The 26,123-nt window shown below is 39.9% G+C and carries 23 protein-coding genes, 1 pseudogene and 1 riboswitch; of the genes and pseudogenes, 14 read left to right on the top strand and 10 right to left on the bottom strand.

Annotated elements, in window-relative coordinates:
* Window positions 1-25 precede the first annotated feature (25 nt).
* Window positions 26-166, top strand: coding sequence for a hypothetical protein (locus BS1321_RS27415; protein WP_155726522.1), 141 nt, complete (start codon window positions 26-28; stop codon window positions 164-166).
* Between the two features lie 16 nt (window positions 167-182).
* On the opposite strand, the gene BS1321_RS07875 is transcribed toward BS1321_RS27415, so the two are convergent.
* The 4 genes from BS1321_RS07875 to BS1321_RS07865 form a co-directional block, all read right to left on the bottom strand.
* Entirely contained in the window at window positions 183-1,406 is a 1,224-nt protein-coding gene (locus BS1321_RS07875; RefSeq protein WP_063235604.1) for a CynX/NimT family MFS transporter, read from the bottom strand.
* A 14-nt stretch (window positions 1,407-1,420) separates the two neighbouring features.
* Window positions 1,421-2,098: a FadR/GntR family transcriptional regulator gene (locus BS1321_RS07870; protein ID WP_081113063.1), complete on the bottom strand. Its 678-nt coding sequence runs from the start codon at window positions 2,096-2,098 to the stop codon at window positions 1,421-1,423.
* A gap of 144 nt (window positions 2,099-2,242) precedes the next feature.
* On the bottom strand, window positions 2,243-2,380 hold the full coding sequence (locus BS1321_RS27410; protein ID WP_155726523.1) for a hypothetical protein: 138 nt from the start codon (window positions 2,378-2,380) through the stop codon (window positions 2,243-2,245).
* A 203-nt stretch (window positions 2,381-2,583) separates the two neighbouring features.
* Window positions 2,584-3,915, bottom strand: coding sequence for an amino acid permease (locus tag BS1321_RS07865; protein WP_063235653.1), 1,332 nt, complete (start codon window positions 3,913-3,915; stop codon window positions 2,584-2,586).
* A gap of 429 nt (window positions 3,916-4,344) precedes the next feature.
* On the opposite strand from BS1321_RS07865, the gene BS1321_RS07860 reads away from it, so the two are divergent.
* Window positions 4,345-4,479, top strand: a complete 135-nt coding sequence (locus BS1321_RS07860) for a YjcZ family sporulation protein (RefSeq protein ID WP_081113064.1) — start codon at window positions 4,345-4,347, stop codon at window positions 4,477-4,479.
* Window positions 4,480-4,822: 343 nt separating this feature from the next.
* Here the strand turns inward: BS1321_RS07860 and BS1321_RS07855 are convergent, their stop codons facing one another.
* From BS1321_RS07855 to galU, 3 genes are all read right to left on the bottom strand, one after another.
* Window positions 4,823-6,217, bottom strand: a complete 1,395-nt coding sequence (locus BS1321_RS07855; protein WP_063235606.1) for a cytochrome P450 — start codon at window positions 6,215-6,217, stop codon at window positions 4,823-4,825.
* Between the two features lie 194 nt (window positions 6,218-6,411).
* Complete coding sequence (locus BS1321_RS27405; protein WP_144480203.1) at window positions 6,412-6,552, bottom strand: hypothetical protein; 141 nt, start codon at window positions 6,550-6,552, stop codon at window positions 6,412-6,414.
* Window positions 6,553-6,828: 276 nt separating this feature from the next.
* Window positions 6,829-7,689, bottom strand: coding sequence for a UTP--glucose-1-phosphate uridylyltransferase GalU (gene galU, locus BS1321_RS07850; RefSeq protein ID WP_063235607.1), 861 nt, complete (start codon window positions 7,687-7,689; stop codon window positions 6,829-6,831).
* Window positions 7,690-7,866: 177 nt separating this feature from the next.
* Between galU and BS1321_RS07845 the strand changes: the two genes are divergently transcribed.
* The 7 genes and pseudogenes from BS1321_RS07845 (at window position 7,867) to BS1321_RS07815 (ending at window position 16,755) form a co-directional block, all read left to right on the top strand.
* Window positions 7,867-9,531, top strand: a complete 1,665-nt coding sequence (locus BS1321_RS07845) for a DUF6044 family protein (protein ID WP_174524196.1) — start codon at window positions 7,867-7,869, stop codon at window positions 9,529-9,531.
* Window positions 9,532-9,546: 15 nt separating this feature from the next.
* Window positions 9,547-10,569 carry a glycosyltransferase family 2 protein gene (locus BS1321_RS07840; protein WP_063235608.1) on the top strand — a complete coding sequence of 341 codons (1,023 nt, stop codon included), beginning with the start codon at window positions 9,547-9,549 and terminating at the stop codon, window positions 10,567-10,569.
* On the top strand, window positions 10,529-10,984 hold the full coding sequence (locus BS1321_RS07835) for a GtrA family protein (RefSeq protein WP_063235609.1): 456 nt from the start codon (window positions 10,529-10,531) through the stop codon (window positions 10,982-10,984). The genes BS1321_RS07840 and BS1321_RS07835 overlap by 41 nt, the downstream gene beginning before the upstream one ends.
* 361 nt (window positions 10,985-11,345) lie before the next feature.
* Window positions 11,346-11,490, top strand: a riboswitch (cyclic di-AMP (ydaO/yuaA leader).
* Window positions 11,491-11,628: 138 nt separating this feature from the next.
* Window positions 11,629-13,454 (top strand): annotated as a pseudogene (locus BS1321_RS07830) (APC family permease).
* A gap of 990 nt (window positions 13,455-14,444) precedes the next feature.
* Window positions 14,445-14,918 carry a hypothetical protein gene (locus BS1321_RS07825; RefSeq protein WP_063235611.1) on the top strand — a complete coding sequence of 158 codons (474 nt, stop codon included), beginning with the start codon at window positions 14,445-14,447 and terminating at the stop codon, window positions 14,916-14,918.
* Between the two features lie 181 nt (window positions 14,919-15,099).
* The gene (locus BS1321_RS07820) at window positions 15,100-15,954 is read left to right on the top strand and encodes a RhaT/GlcU family sugar-proton symporter (protein WP_063235612.1); all 855 of its coding nucleotides are present in this window, start codon (window positions 15,100-15,102) and stop codon (window positions 15,952-15,954) included.
* A gap of 15 nt (window positions 15,955-15,969) precedes the next feature.
* A complete protein-coding gene (locus BS1321_RS07815) occupies window positions 15,970-16,755 on the top strand; it encodes a glucose 1-dehydrogenase (RefSeq protein WP_063235613.1) in 786 nt (261 codons plus the stop codon).
* 77 nt (window positions 16,756-16,832) lie between these two features.
* On the opposite strand, the gene BS1321_RS07810 is transcribed toward BS1321_RS07815, so the two are convergent.
* Entirely contained in the window at window positions 16,833-17,378 is a 546-nt protein-coding gene (locus BS1321_RS07810) for an NADPH-dependent FMN reductase (RefSeq protein ID WP_063235614.1), read from the bottom strand.
* Window positions 17,379-17,496: 118 nt separating this feature from the next.
* Window positions 17,497-18,450, bottom strand: a complete 954-nt coding sequence (locus BS1321_RS07805; RefSeq protein WP_063235615.1) for a bile acid:sodium symporter family protein — start codon at window positions 18,448-18,450, stop codon at window positions 17,497-17,499.
* Between the two features lie 315 nt (window positions 18,451-18,765).
* On the opposite strand from BS1321_RS07805, the gene BS1321_RS07800 reads away from it, so the two are divergent.
* The 4 genes from BS1321_RS07800 to cobT all read left to right on the top strand — a co-directional run bounded on the left by BS1321_RS07800 (window position 18,766) and on the right by cobT (window position 22,035).
* Window positions 18,766-19,182 (top strand): RrF2 family transcriptional regulator, encoded by a 417-nt coding sequence (locus BS1321_RS07800; RefSeq protein WP_063235616.1) that lies wholly within the window; start codon window positions 18,766-18,768, stop codon window positions 19,180-19,182.
* A 114-nt stretch (window positions 19,183-19,296) separates the two neighbouring features.
* Window positions 19,297-20,004, top strand: a complete 708-nt coding sequence (locus BS1321_RS07795; RefSeq protein WP_081113065.1) for a nitroreductase family protein — start codon at window positions 19,297-19,299, stop codon at window positions 20,002-20,004.
* Between the two features lie 303 nt (window positions 20,005-20,307).
* On the top strand, window positions 20,308-20,856 hold the full coding sequence (lepB, locus tag BS1321_RS07790) for a signal peptidase I (protein ID WP_063235617.1): 549 nt from the start codon (window positions 20,308-20,310) through the stop codon (window positions 20,854-20,856).
* A 132-nt stretch (window positions 20,857-20,988) separates the two neighbouring features.
* Window positions 20,989-22,035 carry a nicotinate-nucleotide--dimethylbenzimidazole phosphoribosyltransferase gene (cobT, locus tag BS1321_RS07785; protein ID WP_081113066.1) on the top strand — a complete coding sequence of 349 codons (1,047 nt, stop codon included), beginning with the start codon at window positions 20,989-20,991 and terminating at the stop codon, window positions 22,033-22,035.
* Between the two features lie 74 nt (window positions 22,036-22,109).
* Here cobT and BS1321_RS07780 read toward each other — a convergent pair whose 3' ends face one another.
* Window positions 22,110-23,510 carry a sigma-54 interaction domain-containing protein gene (locus tag BS1321_RS07780; protein WP_375781452.1) on the bottom strand — a complete coding sequence of 467 codons (1,401 nt, stop codon included), beginning with the start codon at window positions 23,508-23,510 and terminating at the stop codon, window positions 22,110-22,112.
* Window positions 23,511-23,770: 260 nt separating this feature from the next.
* Here BS1321_RS07780 and BS1321_RS07775 point away from each other — a divergent pair, with 260 nt between their 5' ends.
* Complete coding sequence (locus tag BS1321_RS07775; RefSeq protein ID WP_063235619.1) at window positions 23,771-25,453, top strand: alpha-keto acid decarboxylase family protein; 1,683 nt, start codon at window positions 23,771-23,773, stop codon at window positions 25,451-25,453.
* Window positions 25,454-26,123: the final 670 nt, after the last annotated feature.

Here is a 26,123-nt window from a genome sequence, read left to right as displayed (position 1 = left end):
GTGCCGTTGAAGGGAGGGGAACTTTTTGGGGTGGAGTCACCTTAAGGATTTGGCAGATCATGAACCTGTCGTACAGCTATCAGTGGCTGCTAAGAAAATGGCCCCGGTACAATACCGGGGCCATGGCCGTTTAGAACCTTTTATACCGTTCATAGCTCTCTTATAGTTGGTTGTAACTGGCTTTATTTAGTTACATATTCATTATTTCCAGCACGCATTCCAACAATGAAAATAAGTGCCGATATTACGACCAACATCAGTAAGGGAACTGTCCAGCTGTGTGTAATGTCATGAAGCAATCCGAATAATACTGGTCCAATGGCAGCTAAGAGGTACCCGAATGATTGAGCCATTCCTGATAATTCCGTCGCCTCATGGGTGCTTTGTGTTCGAAGACTAAAGAACATCATGGATAAACTGAATATGGTTCCGACTCCAATCCCGATCAATATCATGCATACTGGTATGAAGAGAGTGCTTCCATATAATATGCCGAATATCCCTGTAATAAGGAAGACGACAGGCGGGACCACTAACAGACGCTGACTTTGTAAGCGTCCAGCTAAAATGGGCACAAGGAATGTTATGGGAATGACGGCAAGCTGCATGATGGATAGCATCCAGCCAGCCTCATCAGCATTCAGACCCTTTTGCTCGAGGATTTCCGGCATCCAGGTAATTACGGTATAGAAAATAAACGATTGCAATCCCATGAAGAAAGTGATCTGCCAAGCTAAACCAGAACGCCATAAGTTAATCTTTTTATCCTTTTGAGCCGTTTGTACATCCTTACCTGACTTGAATGGCCGTCTTAATTGCGGCATCCATAAGAAAACTGTAATAAGTGATAAAATTCCCCAACATCCAAGGGCACCAGCCCATCCCAATCCGGATGAAGAAGCAAGGGGAATGCTGATCCCGGAACCTATTGCGCCACATAAATTCATGGAAACAGCATAGGTTCCTGTCATCAAACCGATATTCCTGGCAAAGTTATGCTTTATCAGACTGGGTAACAATACATTGCCGATTGCGATGGCTAACCCGATTAAAATGGTTCCTATGAACAATGTCGGCACTCCGCTAACTGAACGTATCCCAATCCCGATCGTTAATAATATCAAGGAAAGGAAAAGGGTTAGCTCCATTCCAAAACGCCGTGCTATCCTAGGTGCAAATGGTGATAATAAAGCGAAAGAAAGCAAAGGCAATGTCGTTAATGAACCTGATAATGTATTGGATATCCCCAAGTTATCACGGATCGAAGTGACAAGGGGGCCAACAGATGTTAAGGGAGCCCTTAGATTTGCTCCAAGAAGAATGATCCCGATGATGAGTAGTCCAACTCTGGGTTTAATATCCATTTTTGTTTGTTCTAGTTGATTTGCCGCTTGTTGAATGCCCATAATCTCCTCCTTACTTACTCTAAAGATTTTTTGAATTGTGCAATGTATTCATTGACTGCTTCGGTTGCCCGGTTCACATCTTGTTCGATGATGGCATCTACAAGGCTGCAATGAATGTTCAAATGAAAGTTCGCATCAGAACTCATCTCAACTATCTGATGGATGGATTCATGGAGGGAGTGTTCCATATGTTCGTACAAATCAATCAATAAATCATTATGTGATGAACCCATAATCGATTTATGTAACTGTATATCCGCTTCTTCGTAAGCCTTGATATCCTTTGCTTCAGCAGCTTTACTGCATGCTGTTATATGAAACCGCAATCGTTCTATATCTTCTTGATTACGTCTTAATGCCGCTAACTGAGCTCCCTCTCTTTCAAGGGCATGACGGACCTCTAACGTTTCTAATAAACTTGACTGCTGGATCCTTCTTTCAAATGCAGCCCCCAAGGCACTTGATGACCTTACGAATGTCCCCTTTCCTTGTTTCGTTACTAAAAGACCTGCATAAACAAGTGATCGTACAGCTTCTCTTAATGTATTTCTGCTTACATCGAACTGTTGGATCAAATCCATTTCAGGGGGGATTTGATTTCCAATTTTCCATTCACCTGATTCGATTAACGATTCGATTTGGGAAACCACTTGCTCTACAAGTGATAATCGATTTGTTTTAGATATGGTCAATATGCACACCTCAAATTTGTAGGATGATTGGTTCATTGGTTATTTTAACATATGTATGTTGAAATAATAAATAAGAATGTTGAAGCACACGGAGTATTTGTAAAACAAAGTTTCTTAGAAAGAAAAAAAGAGTTCCAGTTGATTTCAGAACTTCGCTCCCTTTTCGTTGACTGTCTGCCAAGCATCTAGCAGGGTTTCGGCTAGCCAGTTATTCCGCAGGAGTGTCGCAAATTTCTTCAATCCAGTGAGGGTTTCATCCAATATAAAATAGTAAAAAAACATATGTAATAATCCCTCAAGAAATCATTAAAGGGGTTCGCGTCCAGGACAGGGGAGACCCCGCAGGCGGAAAGCGAGTGCTTGGAGTTCCAATCAACGTTCAATTTGTACTAGTACTAAAAAAACTGTAGGCAAACTCGACTTTCATCGAGTTTGTCTACAGTCTGAAATCCATGGTATTAAAATTCAGGGAGGGCATAATATTTCTATTTTTTTGGTTTGACAATGAAAGAGAGAAGGATAAATATTACCAACGTGACAAGACATACTGTGGTCCCAATGATGTTTTGCTTATTAAAGATAAATGCCAAAAAGATAATGCTTAAAGCCGTGATGGCTAATATAGTTGTATATGGGTACCATTTTACCCGGAAACCTGGTTTACCAGTGTATTGATTACGCAGCTTCAATTGCGCGGAACAAATACTGATCCATAATAATAAAACTGTGAATCCAGGAATGGCCATAAGGTAGCTTAAAATCAGGTCGGGAGTCAAATAGGATAAAAACACACCAGCCAATATACATAATGTAGTTAAAAATATACCATTAAGCGGGATACCCTTTTTGGTTGTTTTTAAAAATGCCTTAGGCGCTTCCCCGTTCTGGGAAAGAGTGAACAATGTCCTTGAGGTAGCATATATCCCTGAATTTGCAGCTGATAAGACTGCGGTTAAAAGGACGAAATTCATAATATCGGCAGCTCCGGGAAGACCTGATAAGCTGAAAACCTGAACGAAAGGACTTACTTCAGTGCTTACTTGGTTCCAAGGTATTACCCCACAAATAATAAGTATCGGCAAGACATAGAAAAGAATCACCCGCCATACTGTTCCTTTAATGATTTTTGGTATGACTCGCTGACTATCTTTTGTTTCCGTGACCGCTACACCAATTAATTCTGCACCCCCATATGAAAACATTACCACTAAAAGTGCACTTAACATTCCGTCAATTCCTTTTGGGAAAAAACCACCATGTTCCGTGTAATTAGAAAACGAAGCCGAACTAGGAAGAAGTCCCAGCATGATTAAAGCTCCTAAAATAATAAAGGCAATCAAGGTTATTATTTTAATTCCTGCGAACCAAAACTCGAGTTCTCCATAGTATTTTACTTGAAACAAATTTATTCCTATAATTACTGAGGCGCAAAGGATACTTAAAAGCCATAATGGTACTGAAGGAAACCAATATTGTAGAAAACTGCCGGCTGCGACTATTTCCACAATGATTACGATAATCCAATTAAACCAATAGAGCCATCCGACTATGAAGGATAGTTGAAACCCAAAAGCTTTATTAATGAGGTGTTGTACGTTCAAATTAGGAAAAGCGGTTGCCATCTCTCCTAATGCGGCCATTACAATAAATAACAATAGCCCCCCTATTAAATAGGCTATCACAACACTTGGACCTGCCATATTTAATGTATCAGAACTCCCCTTAAAAATCCCTGTTCCTATCATTCCAGCTAAAGCGATGAACTGGACATGCCTCGGCAATAGGCCCTTTTTTAAATCTTGATGAGTCTTCTCCATTTTATTCATGCCTTTCATTCATTATTTTAATAAAATAGTCTATAAGTAAAATTAAAAAGTTCTTCTATTATTGAACGCTTTTACGTACTAAAGTAACTATATTAATATATCATGATTCGGAAAAATGTCAATTTAGGCAGGTGAGCTGGAAATTATTTCTTTAACAGTAAAGGATCAATTCTCCTTATTATGTTAAAATATTTGAATTTTATGAAATGGAAAGCAAAAGGATAGTTAATTTATATGGATGGAATCAAATTTAATTTAACAAAATGGCACAAGGCAATTCTGCGTCATTTAAGTTAAATACATATTGAAAGAGGAAAGAGAGTATAAAATTTTTGTCTAATTTCATTATTACTTACATTTTGTTTGGTAGTGAATAAGTGATGTAATCGTTCAAGTCCTTCCATAAAAAGATGTTCATATTTGTCAGGTTGGGATGGCGGCTTTGGATTTGGCGGAGGTTTCGCCTTTATAGTCGTTTTGTTTCTCCTTTTAGTGATTGTTGTAGCCAGCATTTGTGGCGGCGGGGGAACCCAGGGTTATGGAACATACTGCTGAATAACAAAAAACCGACCATTCAAGGTCGGTTTTTTTTCTTAGATATACGGTTTGAAGTGGGAAAGGCTAACGAAACTATCCGTTCTCATATATAAAGGGGAGAGGGGGCGGCTGTAGGTTTTCGGTTTCTTGTATCGGTTCAATTTCGCTTAGAAATTCCAAATAACCGGTATATACCTGCGAGGCCATCCCTAAATAGTGCAATTCAGTGTGGATGATTCCCTTCCGTGGTGAATGGAGCATGTACATTTTTTCATCCCTCCTTTCTAAAAGAATAGCCAGTCTGTTATAGGAGTTAATCGAACCAATATGAATGTTATGTTTATATGTCATTCTTATTACTTCAAAAATTGGATGCCCCAGGTTCGAAGGCTTCTGCATCTCTTTCTTCTATCATTATGCGTAGTCCATTCTTGGGTCTGAGTGTAAGGGTTGGAAGAGGGGTTACTTCATGGTGGTCAGGTGCAAGCTTTATCCTATATCGTTGGGCAATGCAGGCCAGGACAAGCACCGCTTCCATCATGGCAAAATGATTGCCAATACAAACCCGCGGCCCTCCGCCAAATGGAAAGTAAGCGAACGCAGGCAGGCTTTTCATAAAGTTATTTTCAAATCGCTCAGGAATAAATGATTCCGGTTGATCAAAATACTCTGGATTATGCTGCATCACGTAAGAACTTATTAGAATCATATCGCCTTTTTTAAAGCGATATCCTCCTATTACGACATCCTCCATCACATCACGGGATAAGATATACAGTGACGGGTACACGCGAAGTGTTTCATGAATGATATTTTGAGTGTATGGTAATTTCATGAAATCTTCAGGCTTGGGACTTCGGTGACCGATTATGCTATTTACTTCACTGAAAAGCTTGGCTTGAATTTCTGGATGCTTCGAAATTGCATACAGAGCCCAGGAAAGAGCATTTGCTGTCGTTTCATGACCGGCAAGAAAAATAGTCATTAATTCATCACGGACCTGATGGCTTGTCATACCTAATCCGTCGTCGGCATCACGGGCGTCCATCAGGATCCCAAGCATGTCTTCATGTTTTACTGTGTCGTTTTTCCGTTTTTCAATAATGCCGTATATCACTTTATCAAGTCTTTGTATCGCCTTTTTAAATTCACGGTTGATTTTAGTCGGTACCCATAATGGCATACGGAAAATCTTTCTCATCCTTTTTACTGTTATTCTTAAAGCTGTTTCCAACGGTTTCCCAACAATTTCATACCCATCCTTGAATTCCATACTGAACATGGTCTTGCTGATAATCCCGAGAGTAATGTTCATCATATCCTTAGTTATAATCCGTTCATCACCATGTTGCCAAGTTGATATATAATCCATTGTGGTATCAATCATATCCTTGGCGTATTGGCTAATATGAGTCTTTTTGAAAGAGGGTTGGATAAGCCTTCTCTGTCGCATATGGAAGTCTTTTTCGCTTGTAAGTAGACCTTCACCGATAAGCGGTTTTAAAACATTGAAGTCCTTGGATTTGACGAAGGATTTTTGTTTTGTTACTAGAATTTGTTTTATTAAATCAGGATTTAAAACGTGATAAACATTTTGGAATGGTCCTAAACGGAATTTAGCGACTTCCCCATATTCATTGGCCAATCGGGTCAGAAAGCCAATGGGATCTGTTTGAAACTCCTTTGTATGTCCGGAAATCAGCCTTCCTTTTGGAACCTTTGGAGAAGTGCGGAAGACATCATCAGCGTGGCTCAATGTAGTTATTCCCCTTTCTTAAAATAATTACATGTAATCATTCTATGAGGATATGCTAAATCGGTTTGGACAAGTCGTTAAAGAAAGGGCGGATAATTCTATGAAATAAATAAAGTTACATAAGTTAGCCAAAAAAAACTCTGGATGAGAAGAGCCAGAGTTTTTGATGAAGCTTTAGATTAATGATGTAGGATTCAAGCTCTTTCTTCATCGTCCCTATGTAGGAAACGATCATTTTTTTCATTTATGGGCCCGCCAAATTGTGCATTGATTTCCTTAACCACTTGATCTAAAAATTCATCGGATATTATTGGATTATTAGTTTTTTTGTGCATGTGTTTCTCTACAATCCTTTCTGGATATCGTTGTTTGGATCAATAATAAATGAAGGATACGTTATCAACATAACCTCACTTATAATAAATTATTCTTTTTCTGCCCAACATTTTCACTTGCTTTTGCATTTCACAGTAGCGTTTATAATAAACAGTTATATTTTGCTTAGAGAATATGGTACGGGGATATGTTAGTGATACAACCAAAGGGATTAATTCGATGTGGAAATAGCCCAATCACCACTAGGTGATTGGGCGTGGGGTATATTGACTTCATTAAGGGAACAGCTGCCTTAAATATGTTATTAGCTGATCACGAAGTTCAGGTCGTTTCATGGCGAAATCTAATGAAGCTTGGAGGAAGCCGAATTTATCGCCGACGTCATATCGATTCCCTTCGATGATATACGAATATAATGGTTCCTTTTCTAACAAAAGGTCTAAAGCTTCGGTAAGCTGGATCTCCCCCTTCCGATCGGGCTGTACGGTTTCAAGGATTTCAAAAATCGCAGGTGATAATATATATCGGCCAATAATCGCCTGTGTTGATGGTGCATCCTCCACTTTTGGCTTTTCCACTAAGTTTCTTACCAGAAATAAATCCTCATATCGTTCTTGGAAATTTACGATTCCATACTTGGAGACATCGGCAGGTGACACTTCCTTACATCCGATAATGCTCGCTCGAACCTTGTTATACTGTTCCATTAACTGCTTCAAAGCTGGAACCTGACTATCCACGATATCATCCCCTAACAGGACGGCAAAAGGTTCATCTCCGATAAAAGTTTTGGCACATAAAACTGCATGCCCCAGACCTAGAGGTTCCTTTTGTCTTACATAGTGGATATCCACCATGTTGGAAATGTTCTCCACGATCTTAAGAAGATCATTTTGACCTTTCATTTGCAGAAGCATTTCAAGTTCAATGGATTTATCGAAATGATCTTCGATGGCACGTTTGTTTTTACCCGTAACGATGATAATATCTGTAATCCCTGATTGTACCGCTTCCTCGATAATATATTGAATGGTCGGCTTATCGACAATCGGCAGCATTTCCTTTGGTTGGGCTTTCGTAGCAGGTAAAAATCGTGTTCCTAAACCGGCTGCTGGAATCACTGCTTTCTTTATCATAGCCCAGCCCCTTTTTCAGGTTCTTTTATATGCTTTTTATTCTACCCTTCATTTTATGTGGTCATTGGTTGACCTATATCAAAAAAGGTTAAAATAAATCCCTGAAAAAGAATAGATTTACCTCCGAAGCAAATATTATGGATATATGAATTTGGTCAAGAGGTGTATATTTTGCCAATTGAAAATCAAGAGAGAAAACAAATCCTTTTTGCCTTTCTCGTCATTGTTTTATATCTTTCTCCTTTATTCATCCTTGGAGAAAATGCGCATATTCGCGTACATGATAATTTGGATTCCAACCTTGCCTGGTATAAAGTCCTTTCAGAAAGCGGTGAGTTATTCGGTGCTATTGACGCCAAAATTCCCCAGATTATGAATGGGCTGCCCCGAAATGCTTTTGGCAGCGAGTTCAGTATTATCGTGTGGCTTTATGCTCTTTTTCCGACAATGGTTGCATATGCAATAAGCCAGGCATTAACAAGGTTTATTGCATTCTTCGGTATGTATATCCTATTAAAGAAACATTTGGTTACAGGAAGCCAATCAGCTTGGATTAGGGTTGGAACATCCTTAGCCTTTGCCCTTACTCCATTTTGGCCATCGGGAATGCTCAGTACACTTGGGATGCCGCTAGCACTTTGGGCTTTTTTGAATATTCGCAGCAAGGACCATTCTTGGAAGAATTATTTGGTCCTAACACTTTTACCGCTTTATTCAAGCATCGTGCTTGGCTTTTTCTTTTTCCTTGTTGCAATGGGCGTTCTTTGGCTAACGGATGGGATCAGGAGAAAAGGGTGGAATATAACGTTTCTTCTTTCGATCGTGTATATGACCGTCATTTTTGGTTTGGTGGAGTATCGTTTGGTCGCTTCATTCATTTTTGATTCGGATCCAAACAGCAGAGATGAATATTTTCACGCAAGGCTGCCGCTCGATTGGGTCATTAAGCTTACTTTCAAAAATTTCGTTCTTGGACATACGCATGTCATGACTGTACATGCGCTTATCATCCTGCCGATTACAGTCTTTGCCCTTTATATTATTCTGACCAAAAAACTGTGGAGACAGGAAAAGGTTTATGTTTTTTTATTCGGCTTGAATTTTATGCTCTCAGCGTGGTACGCATTTTGGTTTTATAAAGGCTGGCTTCCTTTAACGGAAAGGTTTCATACCTTGGATACCTTTAATTTTGCCAGATTTCACTTTTTAAGGCCGATGGTAATTTACTTGGGGTTTGCCCTAGCGATAAAAATCATTTGGGAACACAGCGTTTATGCTAAGAAAACCCTTTCTATTTTCATCGCCATTCAAATTATGATTTTGATGGGTTTCAATGAAGAAATCACTCACAATAAAAAACCATCTTTTAAACAGTTCTATTCAGAAAGTCTTTTTCAGGAAATAAAAGATCATATTGACCTTCCACAGGAAGAATATCGTGTTGCTAGCATTGGGCTGCACCCCGCAATTGCACAATTTAATGGATTTTACACGCTCGATAGCTATAACAATTTCTATCCGCTTACTTACAAACATCACTTTCGTCAAATAATTGAAAACGAATTGGCTAAGAATAAAAACATCAGAATCTACTTTGATGAATGGGGAGGACGTTGTTACCTATTTACCGATGAGCTTGGGAAGCATTATATGTTCAAGAAAGGCTCGAAGAAAGAGCTGGAAAATTTGGACCTTAATATGGATGCGTTTAAAGGATTAGGTGGCAAGTATATATTTTCTGCCATACCAATCAACAACGCGAAGGAAAACGGATTGGTACTAGATAGGATTTTCACAAAAAAAGGAAGCGTATGGAAAATTCATTTATACAGAGTCATGTGAAAAGGGGGGAATAGAGTGAATTCACCGATACTAACGATTGTTGTACCTTGTTATAACGAAGAAAGCGTATTGCAGGATACCATTTCCCAGCTTTGTGGATTGGTGAGGGGGTTAGTCGAAGAAAACATTGTTTCTGGTCAAAGTAAAATCCTATTGGTTGATGATGGAAGCAAAGATCAAACATGGAAGATCATTTATAAGGAAACGATTAATAATGAATTTGTTCGCGGGCTAAAGCTTTCCCGGAATGCAGGACATCAAAATGCTCTCCTGGCAGGATTGTTTACAGCCAAGGAAGCCTCGGATTGTGTGATATCCATTGATGCAGATTTACAGGATGATATTCAAGTCATCCCTGAATTCATTCGGAAATTCAATGAAGGATGTGAAATTGTATATGGTGTCCGCCAGAAAAGGGACCTTGATTCATTTTTTAAACGAACATCTGCAACTGGTTTTTATAAATTGATGAACAAGATGGGTGTTAACCTTGTCTATAATCATGCCGATTTCCGGCTAATGAGTAAAAGGGCGATCGCTGAGTTGGAACGATTTGATGAAACGAATCTTTTTTTACGGGGGATAGTACCTCTCATTGGGTTTAAGACGGACTCTGTTTATTATGACCGAAAAGAAAGATTGGCTGGGGAAACGAAGTATCCATTTAAGAAGATGGTTGCGTTTGCGCTTGATGGCATTACTTCCTTTTCAGTTACACCGATCCGGCTTGTATTATGGCTAGGATGTCTTTCCTTTTTCATTAGCTTACTCTTTGGGTCTTACTTTTTATGGTTAAAGTTTTATGGGCAGACCGAAACTGGTTGGACCTCATTAATCACCTCCATATGGTTGATCGGTGGACTACAGTTGATTGCTGTCGGCTTGATTGGGGAATATATCGGTAAAATCTATAATGAATCCAAACGCCGGCCTAAATATATTGTTGATTTGGATTTATTTAATCCGCTCGATTTAAAAAAACGGGAGCAACTAGACAATGAACGGAACAGTATTGAAAAACTATCTAAAACACACTAACTCCTTTATCCGCTTTTTATTGGTTGGAATAGTCAATACAGCGGTTGGACTTTCCATCATGCTTTTTCTCATGAATGTTCTTGAATTATCTTACTGGATCTCCACCTTTTTCGGCAATGGTACGGGAGCTGTAACGAGTTTTCTTTTGAACAGGACTTTTACCTTTAAAAGCGATATAGAATGGCGGAGAGGAGTTGCCCGTTTCTTTTGCGTCATCCTGATTTGTTATTCCGCAGCTTATTCTTTAGGCCAAGCTATAGCAGAATCAATGGAAGGATCCGTTCATTTATCCATACAACAAAATGTGGCTGTACTGATAGGAGCAATTTTTTACACAGTTCTTAACTATATTGGCCAGAAATACTTTGTCTTTAAAAAAAGCAATTTGAGACCAATTCAAGAAGGAAGGAACTAATGAGGGTGGATCAGTGGAATAATGCCCCCGAGTGGACGGGAATTAAAGTGGATTCGGGAAGCGAAATTAAATGCTTGTTTAATGACTATCCAAGCTGGGGCAGATCCGTTTAATTTCGTCCTTCGCGCACTCCCTGTGGCGATCATTTTATCATTTTGGGACCCTGTTGTTCATTGACCCCTTGATTATTTTCATTTTGACGTTTTTATTTACCTCCTTTCCTCCCTTCGAATCATGTGTTTGCATGACTTATGTTATATACGTCAAGAACAAAACTACACCTACAAAGATTATTCTATTAATGTACAAAATTTTCATTTACTTTTTCATTTCACGGGAGTATGATAATCAACAGTTTCATATTTCTAAATCGCTTAAACCTTATGGTGCGGGGGACCCGTTATAGGGATTGTTACTACAATCCAAGGGGTGAATCCTTTCAAGGTAGGGCTACTCTTAGGTCCGAATCCGACAGCTAACCTCGTAAGCGTTATATGAGAAGGAAGGTGGAGCTTGTTAGACAAAAAAATTAATGTCTACAGGTCTATTTAGCTATGACTTGTAGGCATTTTTCTATTTCGTCTTGTTTTTTGCTAAAGCTGGGTAACATAAACTTATTAATTAAATATGGTGGTGAATTCTTGATGTTATCTTCTATAAAGAGGTTCTTGATTGGGAGACCTTTAAAATCAAATGCACTTGGTGAACAAAAGCTTAACAAAACAAAGGCTTTGGCGATATTATCTTCTGATGCTTTGTCTTCGGTTGCTTATGGACCGGAGCAAATATTGATCGTCCTGATCACGGTCGGTGCTGCGGCATTCTGGTATTCCATCCCTATCGCGATTGGGGTATTGATCCTGTTAACTGCTTTGATTTTGTCCTATAGACAAATCATTTTCGCTTATCCGCATGGCGGGGGGCCTATGTGGTTTCAAAAAACAATTTAGGTGTCAATCCAGGGTTGATAGCTGGAGGATCCTTATTGGTCGATTATATATTAACTGTCGCTGTAAGTGTTTCTGCAGGTACGGACGCCATCACGTCCGCTTTTCCCGGCCTGCATTCATATAATGTCATCATAGCCATCATTTTCGTCATTCTACTTACAATCCTGAACCTTCGGGGGGTTACGGAGTCGGCCTCTGTTTTGGCCTATCCGGTATACCTATTCGTTTTAGCATTGTTCATCTTGATTGGTGTTGGCATTTACAAGATTTTGACGGGTGGGGTTTCACCGGAATTGCATACGTCCATCGGGACTCCGGTAGCAGGCATCAGTTTATTTATACTGCTAAGAGCATTCGCATCAGGAAGCTCCGCATTGACAGGAGTCGAAGCGATTTCCAATGCAATCCCGAACTTTAAAGATCCAGCCCCGAATAATGCTGCGAAAACTTTAATAGCTATGGGTTCCTTACTAGCTGTATTATTTTCGGGAATTGTATACTTAGCCTATTATTTAAGCATTGTTCCAAGCGCGGAGGTAACGGTCGTCTCCCAGATTGCTGAAGAGATCTTTGGACGGAATTTCATGTATTTCTTCATTCAAGGTACGACTGCATTGATCTTGATACTGGCGGCCAATACTGGCTATTCGGCTTTCCCTCTGCTTGCGGTAAATCTAGCGAAAGATAAATTCATACCAAGGGCGTTTACGATAAGAGGGGACCGATTAGGGTATTCCAATGGAATTATCATACTGGGACTTGCATCCATTATCTTAATAGTCGCATTTGAAGGACATACAGAAAATCTCATTCCGCTTTATGCGGTAGGGGTATTCATTCCATTTACGTTGTCCCAGACCGGGATGATTGTTAAATGGATTCGTGAAAAGCCAAAAGGCTGGATGATGAAACTAACCATTAATTCAATTGGTGCCATGATTAGCTTTATCGTCACGATGATATTCTTTTTAACCAAATTTACTCAGGTTTGGCCTGTTTTGATTTTTTTACCTATCATTATTTTACTTTTTCATCGAATTAGAAAGCATTATGAAGCAGTTGGTGACCAACTAAGGATTACAACATGTGAGCCGATCTTACCAATTGAAGGGAATATCATCATTGTACCTGTGGCGGGTATAACTCATGTGGTTGAGAACTCTTTAAATTATGCAAAATCTCTATCAGCACATCAGGTTATTGCCGTTTATGTTGCTTTTGAAAGAGAAGATGAAAAGAAATTCGAAGAAAAATGGAAAAAATGGCAGCCGGATGTCAGACTCGTTACACTGAATTCTTATTACAGAAGTATCATTCAGCCACTAACTAAATTTGTGGATACAGTTGAACATAAGGCTAGGGAATCCAATTATAAAGTTACAGTGATCATCCCCCAATTCATTCCGAAGAAGGGCTGGCACAATATACTTCATAACCAATCAAGTTTACTGATACGCGCCTACTTGCTTTATAGAAGAAATGTGGTTGTTACGACAGTGCCATATCATTTGAAGAAGTAAGTTCTATTTCTAAGAAAAGAAGCAAACCTTCATATGGTTTGCTGAGACTGTAGACAAATTCGAAGAAATCGAGTTTGCCTACAGTTTTTTTATGGCTTGTACATTTGGACGTTTATTTCCGCTCCAGGCACTAGCTATCCGCGGGCGGTCCGCCCTCGGCATGTGCCTGCGGGGTCTCCCTTGGACGCGCTTTTCCCGCAGGAGTCTCGCACCTTCCTCTCCAATCAACTTTGGTATAACATTTAGTTAGAAACCATACCTGAGGAGTTGAAGGTGTTGCTTTGGGAACATAGTAATAATCTCATAAATAAAAAGACAGCCACTACAGCTGTCTTTTCTCCAACTAACGCCCTCGATAGTTGAAGAAGAACATTAATTAAAAACTCATTAAATTCACGGTAACGATTATTGCTAATGAAGTCCATACAAGGAAAAGGATTGCAGTAAGATGCTGGGAAACTTCCTCTTTTATAGTTTTAATTAATGATAATATAAAACTATATCCAAAAATGAAAAATAAAATTACAAATAAGAAAAACAATATATACATTCCTTTCGTAACATATAGGTTACTGGATTTTGTACACATAAACTAGAATGTTTTACCATTTATCCTGATCAACATTTAAATAACTCAGAGCCTTTTATTTTCAACGAAGATAAAAGATAACTCAAGTGTTCTGTACGTTGGATATTGTTTTTTGAAGTGGGGAGTATATTGGTTTAAATTTTTTCAGTCAAAAGGATTTTGGAAATACTTGTCGAAAATTATAAAAATAACGCTCATGTTGATAATAGAATTCAGCTTGCCAGATGGGTGGTCATTCTTCCTGTCATTAAAAATCAGTCGTTTCACTAACTATTGCTAGTAAAGGGGGAAACGAATCGAATGCTGCTGCTGACCAGTTTTATGATAGTCGTGGCATATACATTTTACTTTTCTAAAAAAGCCCATCAGAAAATAGATCATATTGGTGTTAGCCTGGGTAAATGCATGGTCATGATGTTAAGCATGACGACAAGTTTAACCTTAAGTTTAATGCTGTCATTCCTGTTGCCCGGCAAGCTGGCGGTTTAACCGTTCTAGCCATCGCAATATGTGCAGTGGCAGGCTTCATCATCGGAAGGCCATTCGGTTTAATATCGGTTATGGAGTGTCTATCAACAACTCTGATGGGGGCAATGATGGGAGCCATGCTTGGGGTCATGCTGCCTCTTGATTCACAAACTTTCATGCTCGTTTCGATGGACCTGATTTACCTTGCCAGTATATTCTTGGTGACTTTTTATATAAAAAGAGAGGATGTAAAAGAAACAAAAAGTGGGAGGGGATTTGCTCCTTTCTTTCTGACCCTCTTGTTCTCCATTATCATTATCGGAACAACGGCTGTTTGGGAAAGTGATTATTTCAAGGTCGGTGATGATTCGGAAATGGACATGCAACATCATCAACATGATGGGTAGTTGTTGCAAATTTTACTATCATCAAAAAGGGCTGCGTCTGCAGCCCTTTTTGTGTTGAACACTTTTATGGGGAAACACTTCATAAAATTACCAAGGGTCAATTCAAATAATGCGAACATATTAAAAGAAGACAAAATGAAATTTCCTGCTTAGTTTGAACTTACATAAATGGGGGTTGAAAATGGATATATTATTAGCTCTCTTGCCGGCATTATTCTGGGGAAGCATCGTTTTATTTAATGTGAAACTCGGGGGTGGACCCTATAGTCAAACACTAGGTACAACGATTGGTGCCTTGATTTTTTCAATTGGTGTTTATATTTTTGCCGATATTAAGTTGTCACTTCTGGTGTTTGGAGTCGGAGTCGTATCTGGATTGTTTTGGGCCGTTGGACAAGCTAATCAGCTTAAGAGCATTGATTTAATGGGAGTATCCAAAACGATGCCGATATCAACTGGATTGCAGCTCATTTCAACCACATTATTCGGGGTCATAGTTTTTCACGAATGGTCTACAATGAAAGCGATTATTTTAGGCGTTTTGGCATTAGTCTTCATTATTATAGGAATCGTCTTGACCTCCTTGGAAGATAAAGAATCAAAAGAGGGCAAGTCGGGAAACTTGAAGAAAGGAATTGGTATTCTCCTCATCTCGACATTCGGTTATTTGGTTTATGTGGTCGTGGCGCGTCTATTTGATGTTGATGGCTGGTCAGCGTTGTTCCCTCAAGCGATCGGGATGGTGCTAGGCGGTCTGTTATTGACTTTTAAACATAAACCATTTAACAAATATACGATTCGCAATATCATTCCGGGATTGATATGGGCTGCAGGGAACATGTTTTTATTCATATCCCAGCCCCGTGTGGGAGTGGCTACTAGTTTTTCCCTTTCGCAAATGGGCATAGTCATTTCAACTCTCGGCGGGATCATCATTTTGCGTGAAAAGAAAACGAAGCGTCAACTAATTGGAATTGGAATTGGAATCATCTTGATCATCATAGCTGGGATTATGCTCGGATTGGCAAAAAGTTAATTGGAGGGTGATTATATGTATACAGATTTAGAAGGTAAAGTCGTTGTTATAACGGGTTCATCCACTGGTTTAGGAAAAGCGATGGCCATTCGCTTTGCTAAGGAAAAGGCAAAGGTCGTGGTTAATTATCGCACTAAATCAGAGGAAGCGGATAGTGTAATGGAAGAAATCCAAACAAATGGTGGGGAAGCTATTGCAGTAAAAGGAGATGTCACCGTTGAAGAAGATGTGATTAACCTTGTTCAATCAGCGATCAAGAATTTCGGGAAACTCGATATATTCATCAATAATGCAGGAATTGAAAATCCGGTTCCATCTCACGAGATGCCGTTAAGTGACTGGAATAGGGTAATCAATACAAACTTAACCGGAAATTTCTTAGGCTGCCGTGAAGCTATCAAGTATTTTGTCGAGAACGACATTAAAGGGAATGTGATAAACATGTCCAGTGTACATGAGATGATTCCCTGGCCTTTATTCGTTCACTATGCGGCAAGCAAGGGAGGGGTGAAGCTGCTTACGGAAACCCTGGCACTTGAATATGCACCAAAAGGAATCCGTGTGAACAGCATTGGTCCTGGAGCCATCGCCACGCCAATAAATGCCGACAAGCTTGAAGATCCCGAAAAGAAAAAGGATCTTGAAAGTATGATTCCGATGGGGTATATCGGAAAGCCTGAAGAAATTGCTGCGGTTGCTGCATGGCTGGCATCTTCAGAGTCCAGTTATGTAACGGGCATCACTCTATTCGCTGACGGAGGAATGACAAAATACCCTGCATTCCAAGCGGGAAGAGGATGAATTTTATAATTCCCTCTTTTATGATGCAACAAGAATCCCAGCAGGATCAAACCTGCTGGGATTCTTGTTAAAAAGCATTAACGAGTATGATGATTATACCAGCTAATGAAGTTATCGACGACAGTATCGATAAACTGGACAGTTGACTCATGTGTAAGCTTGCCTGCGTTATCGATTTTGTCATGCACTGCACCAACATATACTTCATTCCCGGGAAGGAGTGGGGAAGAGATGCCTATTGCGAATAGGATTTCACGCAAATGCAATTGAGCTTTAACCGTTCCTAATTGCCCCATTGACGCACCCATGATCCATGATGGTTTGCCGATCAAGACTTTATCGACACGTGATAACCAATCGATTGCATTGCCCAATACGCCTGGAATAGTACCATTGTATTCAGGTGTTACCCATAAGACTGCATCTGCTTCGGCCACTTTGCTTTTAAATTCTTTTACAACTAATGGAGGGTCATTTTCAATATCTTGATCATAAAAAGGTAAATCCCGAATGTTTAAGATTTCGAGATCAAACCGATCTTGATATCTAGTTTGAATATATTTGGCAAGCTTAAGGTTGTAAGACTCTTTACGGATACTTCCCACTATTGCAACAACTTTCATCTTCAATACCTCCAAGGATTTATAATGGATAATCATGTAAATGTGTTCCACTCACCTATTATAATTGGAATATTAATGAAAGGGAAAAAGGATGCTTGGGAAATAATCATTCGGCGGATCACCCTTCATTCACACCACGATGAAAATGCTTTTCCATGACATAGCCAAAAAAGGAGGCAAGCATTTGTTGAAACAGCATGCCAAGTACAACGGGTACTGCGACGGCAGCAGGGAAATAGGTGGTTGCTAGAACGGCTCCTGCACTGATGTTCCGCATACCGCCTGTAAATGTCAAGGTGATGATATCCGCCTTTTCCCATCTTAAACATGCACCGACCATCCAAGAAAGGGCATACCCTGAAGCAGCTATGAACAAAACCAAGAAGGCCATGATCATTAATTTCTTATCGAAATGGGTTAAGTAAGGCGCAATTTTTGAGCTGTTCAATATGACTACGATTCCAACGCTTATCTTGGAAAAAGGAGCTAAGCGGGGGGATAGTGTATATTGTATCTTCCCTTTTGTAGCCTGATTCAAGAACATGGCAAGCATGGAGGGAAGAACGACCATTCCGATTAATCCTTGCACCATCGACCCTAAATCCATTTCGATCGAACCGCCTCCAAAAAGGGAAACACTGTAAGGAACGATGAATGGCGAGAGAAGGGTATCGATTAAGATTATGGTTAGGGCAAGTACGGCATTCCCATTATAAATGGATACCCAGATCATACTGGTGACACCGGTTGGAATCACTACAGCCAGGACTAGGCCGGTAATCGTGAAAGCATCACCATGAAACACTAAATGGCCGAGACCAAAAGCCCAAATAGGCATAAGCATATGTAAGATGATCAATACGATTAATACAGGTAAAGGGTGGGTGACTGCCTGTTGCAGAGATTTAAAGTTAGAGCCTAAACTTCCGGAAAATGTAATGAAGGCAAATATCCATGGAACAAGAAAGGTGTAATCCATTAGATGTTCGGCCAATAATACCCCAATAACCACACTTATCGGCGTGATGATAGGCATAACTTTATCCATTTGTTCATTTATTGTTTTCAGCATCATTCATCCACTTTCTGAGCAAAGTAAATTCTATTAATCAAGTTTACCATATTCCTATAAATATAATTTGTAAGACAAGAAATTTGTCTATTTATTTTTGTCTGGATTTTTTATAATGGTGAAAAGCATGTATTGGAAGGGTAGATCTGGTGAGGGATTCATCGTTCCTATTACTATCACTGCCCTGGAACTCCCAGCGGTCCAAAAAGGGTTTTCCCGATGATGTTCATTAAAAAGAGATTTTGGCAGGATTGTTCGATGCAGCGTTGTATATTCATTGAAAAATAGTTTAAAGTAGAGGGAGAGGTGAAAGAAATGTCAGAAAAGGTTTCCAGTATAATGTGGTTTAGTCTTGCAGTACAAGCCCTGCTTGTTCTTGCTGATCATGATGGATTATGTAATAGTAATAAATTGGCCGATAAGCTTGATTCGGAGTCAGGCTTTCTTAGAAAAATATTAAGTAATTTAGTGAAGGCAGGGCTAATTCAAGCGAAGGAAGGCAGGGATGGGGGATATTCACTTGCCAAAAATCCCGAACAAATCATTCTTGCAGATATATACTCTGCAATTAAATCCGAACCTTTTTCAAAAGGCTTTCTTGATGTGAATGATAAAAAATGCTTTCAACCCTCTTCCCGTGAAGCTTTATGCGGTTTGAAAAACGAGATGGAGAGCTGGATAATACAAGGCCTGGAGAAGAAGACGATTGCTGATTTACTATCAAAATCTTAATGTGAGAAACGAAACTGACATGGTTTCGTTTTTCTTTAACTGTATTTGACAAAAGAACAGTATACGTTATATACTGTTCCTATATTAATTACAGTTAAATGGAGGTCATTATAAATGACAAAAAATATAATGAGTAAAGAAGAGTACCTAAATAAATCGAAAGAATTGAATATACCGCATGAAAAGCCGAAGGTCCTTACTGATACGGACTTCATTACGGTAGCAAAAGAACGGAGATCTGTTCGCCAGTACGATGCTGAATACGTGATGACTGAAGAGGAAATTCGTGAAATCCTGGAGATTGCGATTCAAGCACCGTCTTCTTCCAACTTACAACCATGGAGATTCCTTGTGATTCAAGATAAGCAAACCCAGCAAGAATTGCTGCCCATCGCCAATAACCAACAACAAATCGTCGATGCATCTGCTGTCATTGCCGTTTTAGCTGATATAGAAGGTTACAAAAATGCAGAGTGTATTTATGGTGAATTAGTCAATAAAGGAATCATGAAGAATGAAATCAAAGAGCCATATGTTGCCTCAATTATGCATAATTACGGTAACTTTTCTGCTGAGAAAGCTTTAAGTGTAGCCATGATTGACGGTGGCTTGGTTTCCATGCAGATCATGTTAGCTGCAAAAGCAAAAGGATATGATACAGTTCCAATGGGAGGGTTCGATGAAGCCAAATTTGTGGATGCATTCAATGTACCGGAAAACTTCAAACCTGTCATGTTAATTTCCCTTGGAAAAGGAACTAAAGCAGGATTTGAAAAAGTCCGTTTGCCACTCGATACTATATTGACTTGGAATAAATACTAAGGTTTTAATATAAGGTTTTTGAACAATATTTGTACTAAGTAAAAGGATAGCTAAAATTCGCTATCCTTTTTTCATGGTTTGAGATTTGCTCTGCACTCCAAAAAAAGATTTATTCTCGCAAGCTATAAATGGATATGTTACAATTTTTCCAGATATTTCTTTTGGGATATCACCTCTAAAAATCACCGACCGGCAAAACAAGGCATTAAGGGATTAACAGCGCTAAAGAATGTTTTGGCGCTGCAACAATATTTCAGCAATTATCGTTGGTTTAGCCGTTCACAATGGATGGGGGGAGTCCTTATGAAGAATGATATGAAAAGTGAAGTGTTTTCGTGGTTGAAATCTATTTTATTCGCTTTAATCATCGTGTTCATTTGCCAACAGTTTTTATTTACGCCAGTCACAGTCAAAGGTGAATCAATGGAGCCGACTTATGAAAATGATGACCGGATTGTGGTAGCTAAAATCGGAAAGCCAGAGCGCTTCGATATGGTCGTATTTTATGCTCCGGACGCGGAAGAGAATTATATAAAAAGGGTAATCGGTTTACCAGGTGACAGTGTCGAAATGAAAGATGATGTCTTATATATCAATGGGAAAAAGTATACAGAACCATATTTGAAAACAAAAAAAAGGGAAATTCCACCTGAAGAAAATCTGACGGAGAATTTCACCCTTAGTGATTTACTTGGAAAATCCAAGGTGCCTGTTGGTCAGTTATTTGTCATGGGGGATAATCGAAGGAACAGTTGGGATGGAAGAAGATTTGGTTTTATTTCTGAGGAATCACTTGTGGGCAAAGTGAAATTTCGAATCTACCCATTAAATGAAATGGGAATGCCGAAGTAAATGGATCACAGTGAATACAAGTGAGAGCTAAAAGGATAATTATATGGACTAAGTTGTATTTATAGCAGATGATGGTTAAGAACCTTTTCCGATGGATAAGGTTTTTTATTTTGGATTGTGGGGGGTATTAATATGACGAATGGGTTAGCTGCCATCTCCATCCCGATGTTGGATGAAGAAATGGGACGGCAGGTTAAAGGCCATGTCGATTCGCTTACGGTTCCTCAGGGAAGCCTAGGACGGCTTGAAGAATGGATAATTGAACTGGCCAAGATGACAGGAGAGGCATTTCCGGACATTTCGAAACCGGGGGTGATCGTGTTTGCAGCCGATCATGGAATTACGGAAGAAGGGGTTTCGGCTTATCCAAAAGAAGTGACGGAACAAATGGCACTCAATTTCCTGAATGACGGTGCTGCCATAAATGTATTAAGCCGAGCGATAGATGCTTACTTGGACATTGTCGATATAGGGATCGATGCAGATATCGAAGCACCGGGATTAACTTCGAGAAAAGTCCGCAATGGAACTAGAAACTTTTATAAGGAAGAGGCAATGACAAAGGAAGAAGTGATTCAAGCGCTTGAAATTGGATATGACCGTGCACAGAAAATGATTGCCCGTGGAGCGAACTGCTTGATTCTTGGTGAAATGGGAATAGGAAATACGACTTCCAGTACCGCCATCATCTCCATCGTAAGCGGGAAAAGCGTCGAATCACTAGTGGGGCAGGGAACAGGATTGAAGTCAGAAGGCATTTTACATAAGCGAAAAATAATTGAAGAAGCTATTTCATTAAGAAATCCTAATCCTGATGATCCAATCAATATTTTGATGAATATCGGTGGATTCGAAATTGCAGGTATGGCAGGGGCCATGCTTGCTGCAGCTAATAACCGTATACCCATTCTCGTTGATGGTTTTATTACAACCACGGCTGCTGTGTTGGCAAACTTGATTTCCGGACGTGCAGCCGATTATATGTTTGTTGGACATCGCTCTGCAGAACCGGGTCATAAAACCGCCATAGAACTGCTTGGCAAGGAGCCGATCCTCGACCTGGGAATGAGAATCGGGGAAGGAACAGGGGCCGCACTGTCATACCCCATCCTTAAGGCAGCGACATTGGTCATTAAAGAAATGGCAACATTTGAATCTGCAGGTGTGTCAAATAAGTAAGAAATAGGAGACCTTCATGTGAAGGTCTCCTATTTTTACATACTCAAAAGGGGAGATTTCAGTAAAATATTCTTTTACTTAATGGGTAGATGACCTTTATATTTCTTCATTTTCCTGACGACGGAAGGCTGGCTGATCCCTAAGAATTTAGCCATTTCATATGTGGACTTACATTGTTTACTCGCTTTCATCATCATCCATTTTTCCACTTGTTCGAGCGCGGTATTGAGATCACGATCATCAACCATCATATCGTCGATCATTAAGGTATCATCTATTTTCTCTAAAGATTCCTGTCCATGCAAATGGGAGGGGAGAAAGCCAGGGAAAATGATGGAGTCTTCCGAGGTCAAAATGAGCCGTTCAATCAGGTTTTCCAATTCACGCACGTTTCCTGACCATTTATGCTGAATCAGAATTTCGTAAGTGGAAGGGTGCAATTTCTTATCTGACTTGTATTTCTTGTTGATGATTTCGAGATTATGATTGATTAAGATGGCAATATCTTCTTTTCTTTCTCGTAATGGCGGTATTTGGATGGGAATTACATTTAAGCGGTAATATAAATCGAGCCTGAATGTTCCCTTTTCCACCATTTCCTCAAGGTTTTGATTGGTTGCCGTTACAAGTCGAAAATCTATCTTATGCTCTTTTTTTCCACCCACTCTTTTAAAAGTCTTCTCTTGCAGGACATTTAATAATTTCACTTGCATATCCAGGGGAAGCTCCCCGATTTCATCGAGAAATAAGGTTCCGTTATCTGCTTGTTCTACCAGCCCTTGTTTCCCCTGCTTTTGCGCACCGGTGAAGGACCCCGCTTCGTATCCAAACATTTCAGATTCAAAGAGACTTTCTGGGATGGTACTGCAATTGACTTCGATGAATGGTTCTTTGCTGCGGTAACTCTGATTATGTAGCCTGCGGGCGAAGACGCTCTTTCCCACACCGGATTCCCCAAGGAGCATGACGGTTGCATCCGTTTTGGAAACACGGTGTACCGTTTTGGCGATTTGCCGCATTTCCTTGCTGCGATAGATCAGCTCCTCCTGTTCCCTAAGTTCCTCGACCTCCGATTGGTATTCTTGAATCTTTTTCTCCAATTGACCGTACTGATCCTGGAGGTTCCTGATTTCAGTTTGATCTTGGGCATAACTGACGACACGAATCAATTCACCATCATCATCGAAGATGGGAAAGGCAGTCGACATGACGATTTTTCCCGTCTTCGTATGCTGCATGATCTGGACAGGTGTTTTCTCTTTCAATACCATGGCGGAAATCGAAGGTGAAAGGATTCCTTCCGTTTCGAGCTGGAAAACGGATTTCCCCAGATAATGGTCTGGTTCGATTCCATATATCCACCAATGGTTAGGATTCGTGAATAAAATGAATCCTTTTTCATCGGTCACGGTAATATTGTTATTGGATGTGTTGATGATGCATTCCAAAACTCTTTTGACATTGTTATCACTCATCATTTTCCCCCTTATCCACTGTTCCGGTGATTCAAATATAAATCAAAAATAGAGGTGGAATCAAGAATTTTCAGATATTTTGATTTGTATTTGAATCATTTTTAATAAGATTCCATGTATGGGATCATGACACTCACTTCATTCATCAAAGCTAAAACTAGAGTAATAGAGTAGCTAAACCCATTAAGTATATGGATACTTATACGATTAACCTGCTTATGTTTGGGTATAAATAAAGTAGAGAGTAATCGAATGAAGGAGTGATTGACTTGGCTGGAAACAGAACTTTGGGACAATATTTATACGACTGCTTAAAAGCAGAAGGCATTACAGAGATTTTTGGTGTGCCCGGAGACTATAATTTCTCATTGCTAGATACTTTGGAAGATTACGATGGGATTGAGTTTATTAATGGACGAAATGAACTAAATGCTGGATACGCAGCGGACGCTTATGCCCGGGTGAAGGGCATGTCGGCACTCATCACCACCTTTGGTGTCGGTGAAATGAGCGCATGTAATGCAATCGCTGGCGCGTACAGTGAAAATGTGCCGCTCATACATATTGTCGGCTCGCCAAAGTCCATGATGCAACAGGAGAAGGAGCTTGCCCATCATACGTTAATGGACGGAGATTTTGATGTTTTCCGTAAGGTTTATGAGCATATCACCAGTTATACGGCGATTCTTACACCAGAAAACGCAGATAGGGAGATACCGGCTGCAATCAGAATCGCTAAAGAAAAGAAAAAGCCCGTTTATTTGGTAGTGGCTATCGATCTTGTTGAAAAACCGTTGCTTTCTCATAATGAGATTTCTGAAAATGTGGCCAAAACGAATATCGATGCGTTGCAATCAGCAGTGGAACATATAAAAGGTATGTTAAAACATGTAAACAAAGCGGTTCTGCTTGTCGACGTGAAAACACTTCGTTATAACCTGCAGAAACCCGTACTGCAGCTCGCTGAGAGGTTAAATATTCCAGTTGCTTCGTTAATGCAGGGAAAAAGTGGGTTTGATGAGAGCCATCCCCAGTATATTGGTGTATACGGCGGAGCTTTCGGAAGTATGGATGTAACTCAGACTGTAGAAGAAGCGGATTTCATAATAGCCGTTGGTGCTGTTTGGTCAGACGTCAATACTTCCAAAGGTACAGCAAAGCTTAACCCGTTGAAAATGGTGGAAATTCAACCTGACATATTAAAAGTGGGAGAAGCCAGTTATATGAATGTCAGGGCAGAGGAGATTCTAAATGCCCTCCAGGACATTGGCTACCGGCAGAACGGATCTGTCGGAAACATCTCGTTTCCATATGACACAATGGTGGAAGACCCATCAGCACCACTGGAAGCGGCTTCCTATTATCCTCGAATTCAGCAAATGTTGAAGGGAAATGACATTGTGGTCACGGAAACAGGAACATTCTCTTATGGCATGTCACAAGTCAGGTTGCCGAAAGGGGCGACCTATATAGCTCAGGGAGGCTGGCAAAGCATCGGATATGCGACGCCCGCAGCTTTCGGTGCTTGTATAGCGGATAGAAACCGGCGTGTTCTTTTGTTTACCGGAGACGGCTCGATACAGCTGACAGCACAGGAAATAAGCTCGATGCTTGAGAACGGCTGCAAGCCCATCGTGTTTATTCTCAACAATAACGGGTACACGATAGAAAAATTCCTAAACGTCAAAGTCGATATAGAAAAACAGAAATACAACGAGATACCAGAGTGGGATTATACAAAACTGGCTGAAGCGTTTGGTCAAGAGGCATTTACAGCAAAAGTCGAGACGAATGGTGAACTGGATGAAGCCATTACAAATGCTCAGGACATGAACGCCGATAAGCTTTGCCTTATAGAATTGGTCGTGAAAGATCAAATGGATGCACCGGATTATTTGCAAAAAATGAGGCAGTATCTTGAAAAGCAAGAAAAACTAAATTAATACAAAAATGAGGTTCGGAATCTCCCCCCGGCCAATGATTTTAAAACAAGACTAGATTACCCTTAATGGTTTTTTACTGTAATCCTTATTGGATTGAAGAAATTTGCTACATCCCTGCCGAATAACTGGCTAGTTGAGATCCCTCTAGATGCTTGAGGCGAGGATACTTGGCAGCCAGTCGGCGGAAAGGGAGCGGATTTCTGAAATCAGCTGGAACGTTTTTTAGTAAAAACTGTAGGCTGGTCTTATCCCGAACCTTGATTATGACTAGTTTAACCTTTGTGGTTTTTTACTGTAATCCTTATTGGATTTCTGAGATCAAGCTGGAATGTTTTTTTAGTAAAAACTGTAGGCAAACTTGCTCTTCTAATTAGTCTACAGTCTGAAAGGTCTTCTGTGATGAAGGCCTTTTTTTGTTGGCAATGTAGATACTGTACTTACTATATATACACGGCCCCTTCAAGGACAAGAATGGCAAGTTGAAAAAGTAAACAGGATATATTCAGAGTGACAATACCAGTATTGGTCACTGTCATTTCAAAATTGAAACCAGGAATTTTTAAATTAAGAGTATTATGAAAATGTCACGAAGTAATAGGGAATATATTTTTCCTAAGTGGAGAAAACCATTTTTTTAAGCTTGGCAATTTCTATAGATAAAGGGGCACAA

Source organism: Peribacillus simplex NBRC 15720 = DSM 1321 (assembly GCF_002243645.1).
GTDB classification, from domain to species: domain Bacteria; phylum Bacillota; class Bacilli; order Bacillales; family DSM-1321; genus Peribacillus; species Peribacillus simplex.
This window is presented reverse-complemented; position numbering and strand designations above follow the sequence as displayed.

Coding starts and splice junctions, on each gene's coding strand:
- BS1321_RS07875 (WP_063235604.1), bottom strand. CDS start 1,406: ATGGGCATTCAACAAGCGGCAAATCAACTAGAACAAACAAAAATGGAT.
- BS1321_RS27410 (WP_155726523.1), bottom strand. CDS start 2,380: ATGTTTTTTTACTATTTTATATTGGATGAAACCCTCACTGGATTGAAG.
- BS1321_RS07865 (WP_063235653.1), bottom strand. CDS start 3,915: ATGGAGAAGACTCATCAAGATTTAAAAAAGGGCCTATTGCCGAGGCAT.
- BS1321_RS27405 (WP_144480203.1), bottom strand. CDS start 6,552: ATGCACAAAAAAACTAATAATCCAATAATATCCGATGAATTTTTAGAT.
- galU (WP_063235607.1), bottom strand. CDS start 7,689: ATGATAAAGAAAGCAGTGATTCCAGCAGCCGGTTTAGGAACACGATTT.
- BS1321_RS07835 (WP_063235609.1), top strand. CDS start 10,529: ATGAACGGAACAGTATTGAAAAACTATCTAAAACACACTAACTCCTTT.
- BS1321_RS07825 (WP_063235611.1), top strand. CDS start 14,445: ATGCATGGTCATGATGTTAAGCATGACGACAAGTTTAACCTTAAGTTT.
- BS1321_RS07820 (WP_063235612.1), top strand. CDS start 15,100: ATGGATATATTATTAGCTCTCTTGCCGGCATTATTCTGGGGAAGCATC.
- BS1321_RS07815 (WP_063235613.1), top strand. CDS start 15,970: ATGTATACAGATTTAGAAGGTAAAGTCGTTGTTATAACGGGTTCATCC.
- BS1321_RS07810 (WP_063235614.1), bottom strand. CDS start 17,378: ATGAAAGTTGTTGCAATAGTGGGAAGTATCCGTAAAGAGTCTTACAAC.
- BS1321_RS07805 (WP_063235615.1), bottom strand. CDS start 18,450: ATGCTGAAAACAATAAATGAACAAATGGATAAAGTTATGCCTATCATC.
- BS1321_RS07800 (WP_063235616.1), top strand. CDS start 18,766: ATGTCAGAAAAGGTTTCCAGTATAATGTGGTTTAGTCTTGCAGTACAA.
- BS1321_RS07795 (WP_081113065.1), top strand. CDS start 19,297: ATGACAAAAAATATAATGAGTAAAGAAGAGTACCTAAATAAATCGAAA.
- lepB (WP_063235617.1), top strand. CDS start 20,308: ATGAAGAATGATATGAAAAGTGAAGTGTTTTCGTGGTTGAAATCTATT.
- cobT (WP_081113066.1), top strand. CDS start 20,989: ATGACGAATGGGTTAGCTGCCATCTCCATCCCGATGTTGGATGAAGAA.
- BS1321_RS07780 (WP_375781452.1), bottom strand. CDS start 23,510: ATGAGTGATAACAATGTCAAAAGAGTTTTGGAATGCATCATCAACACA.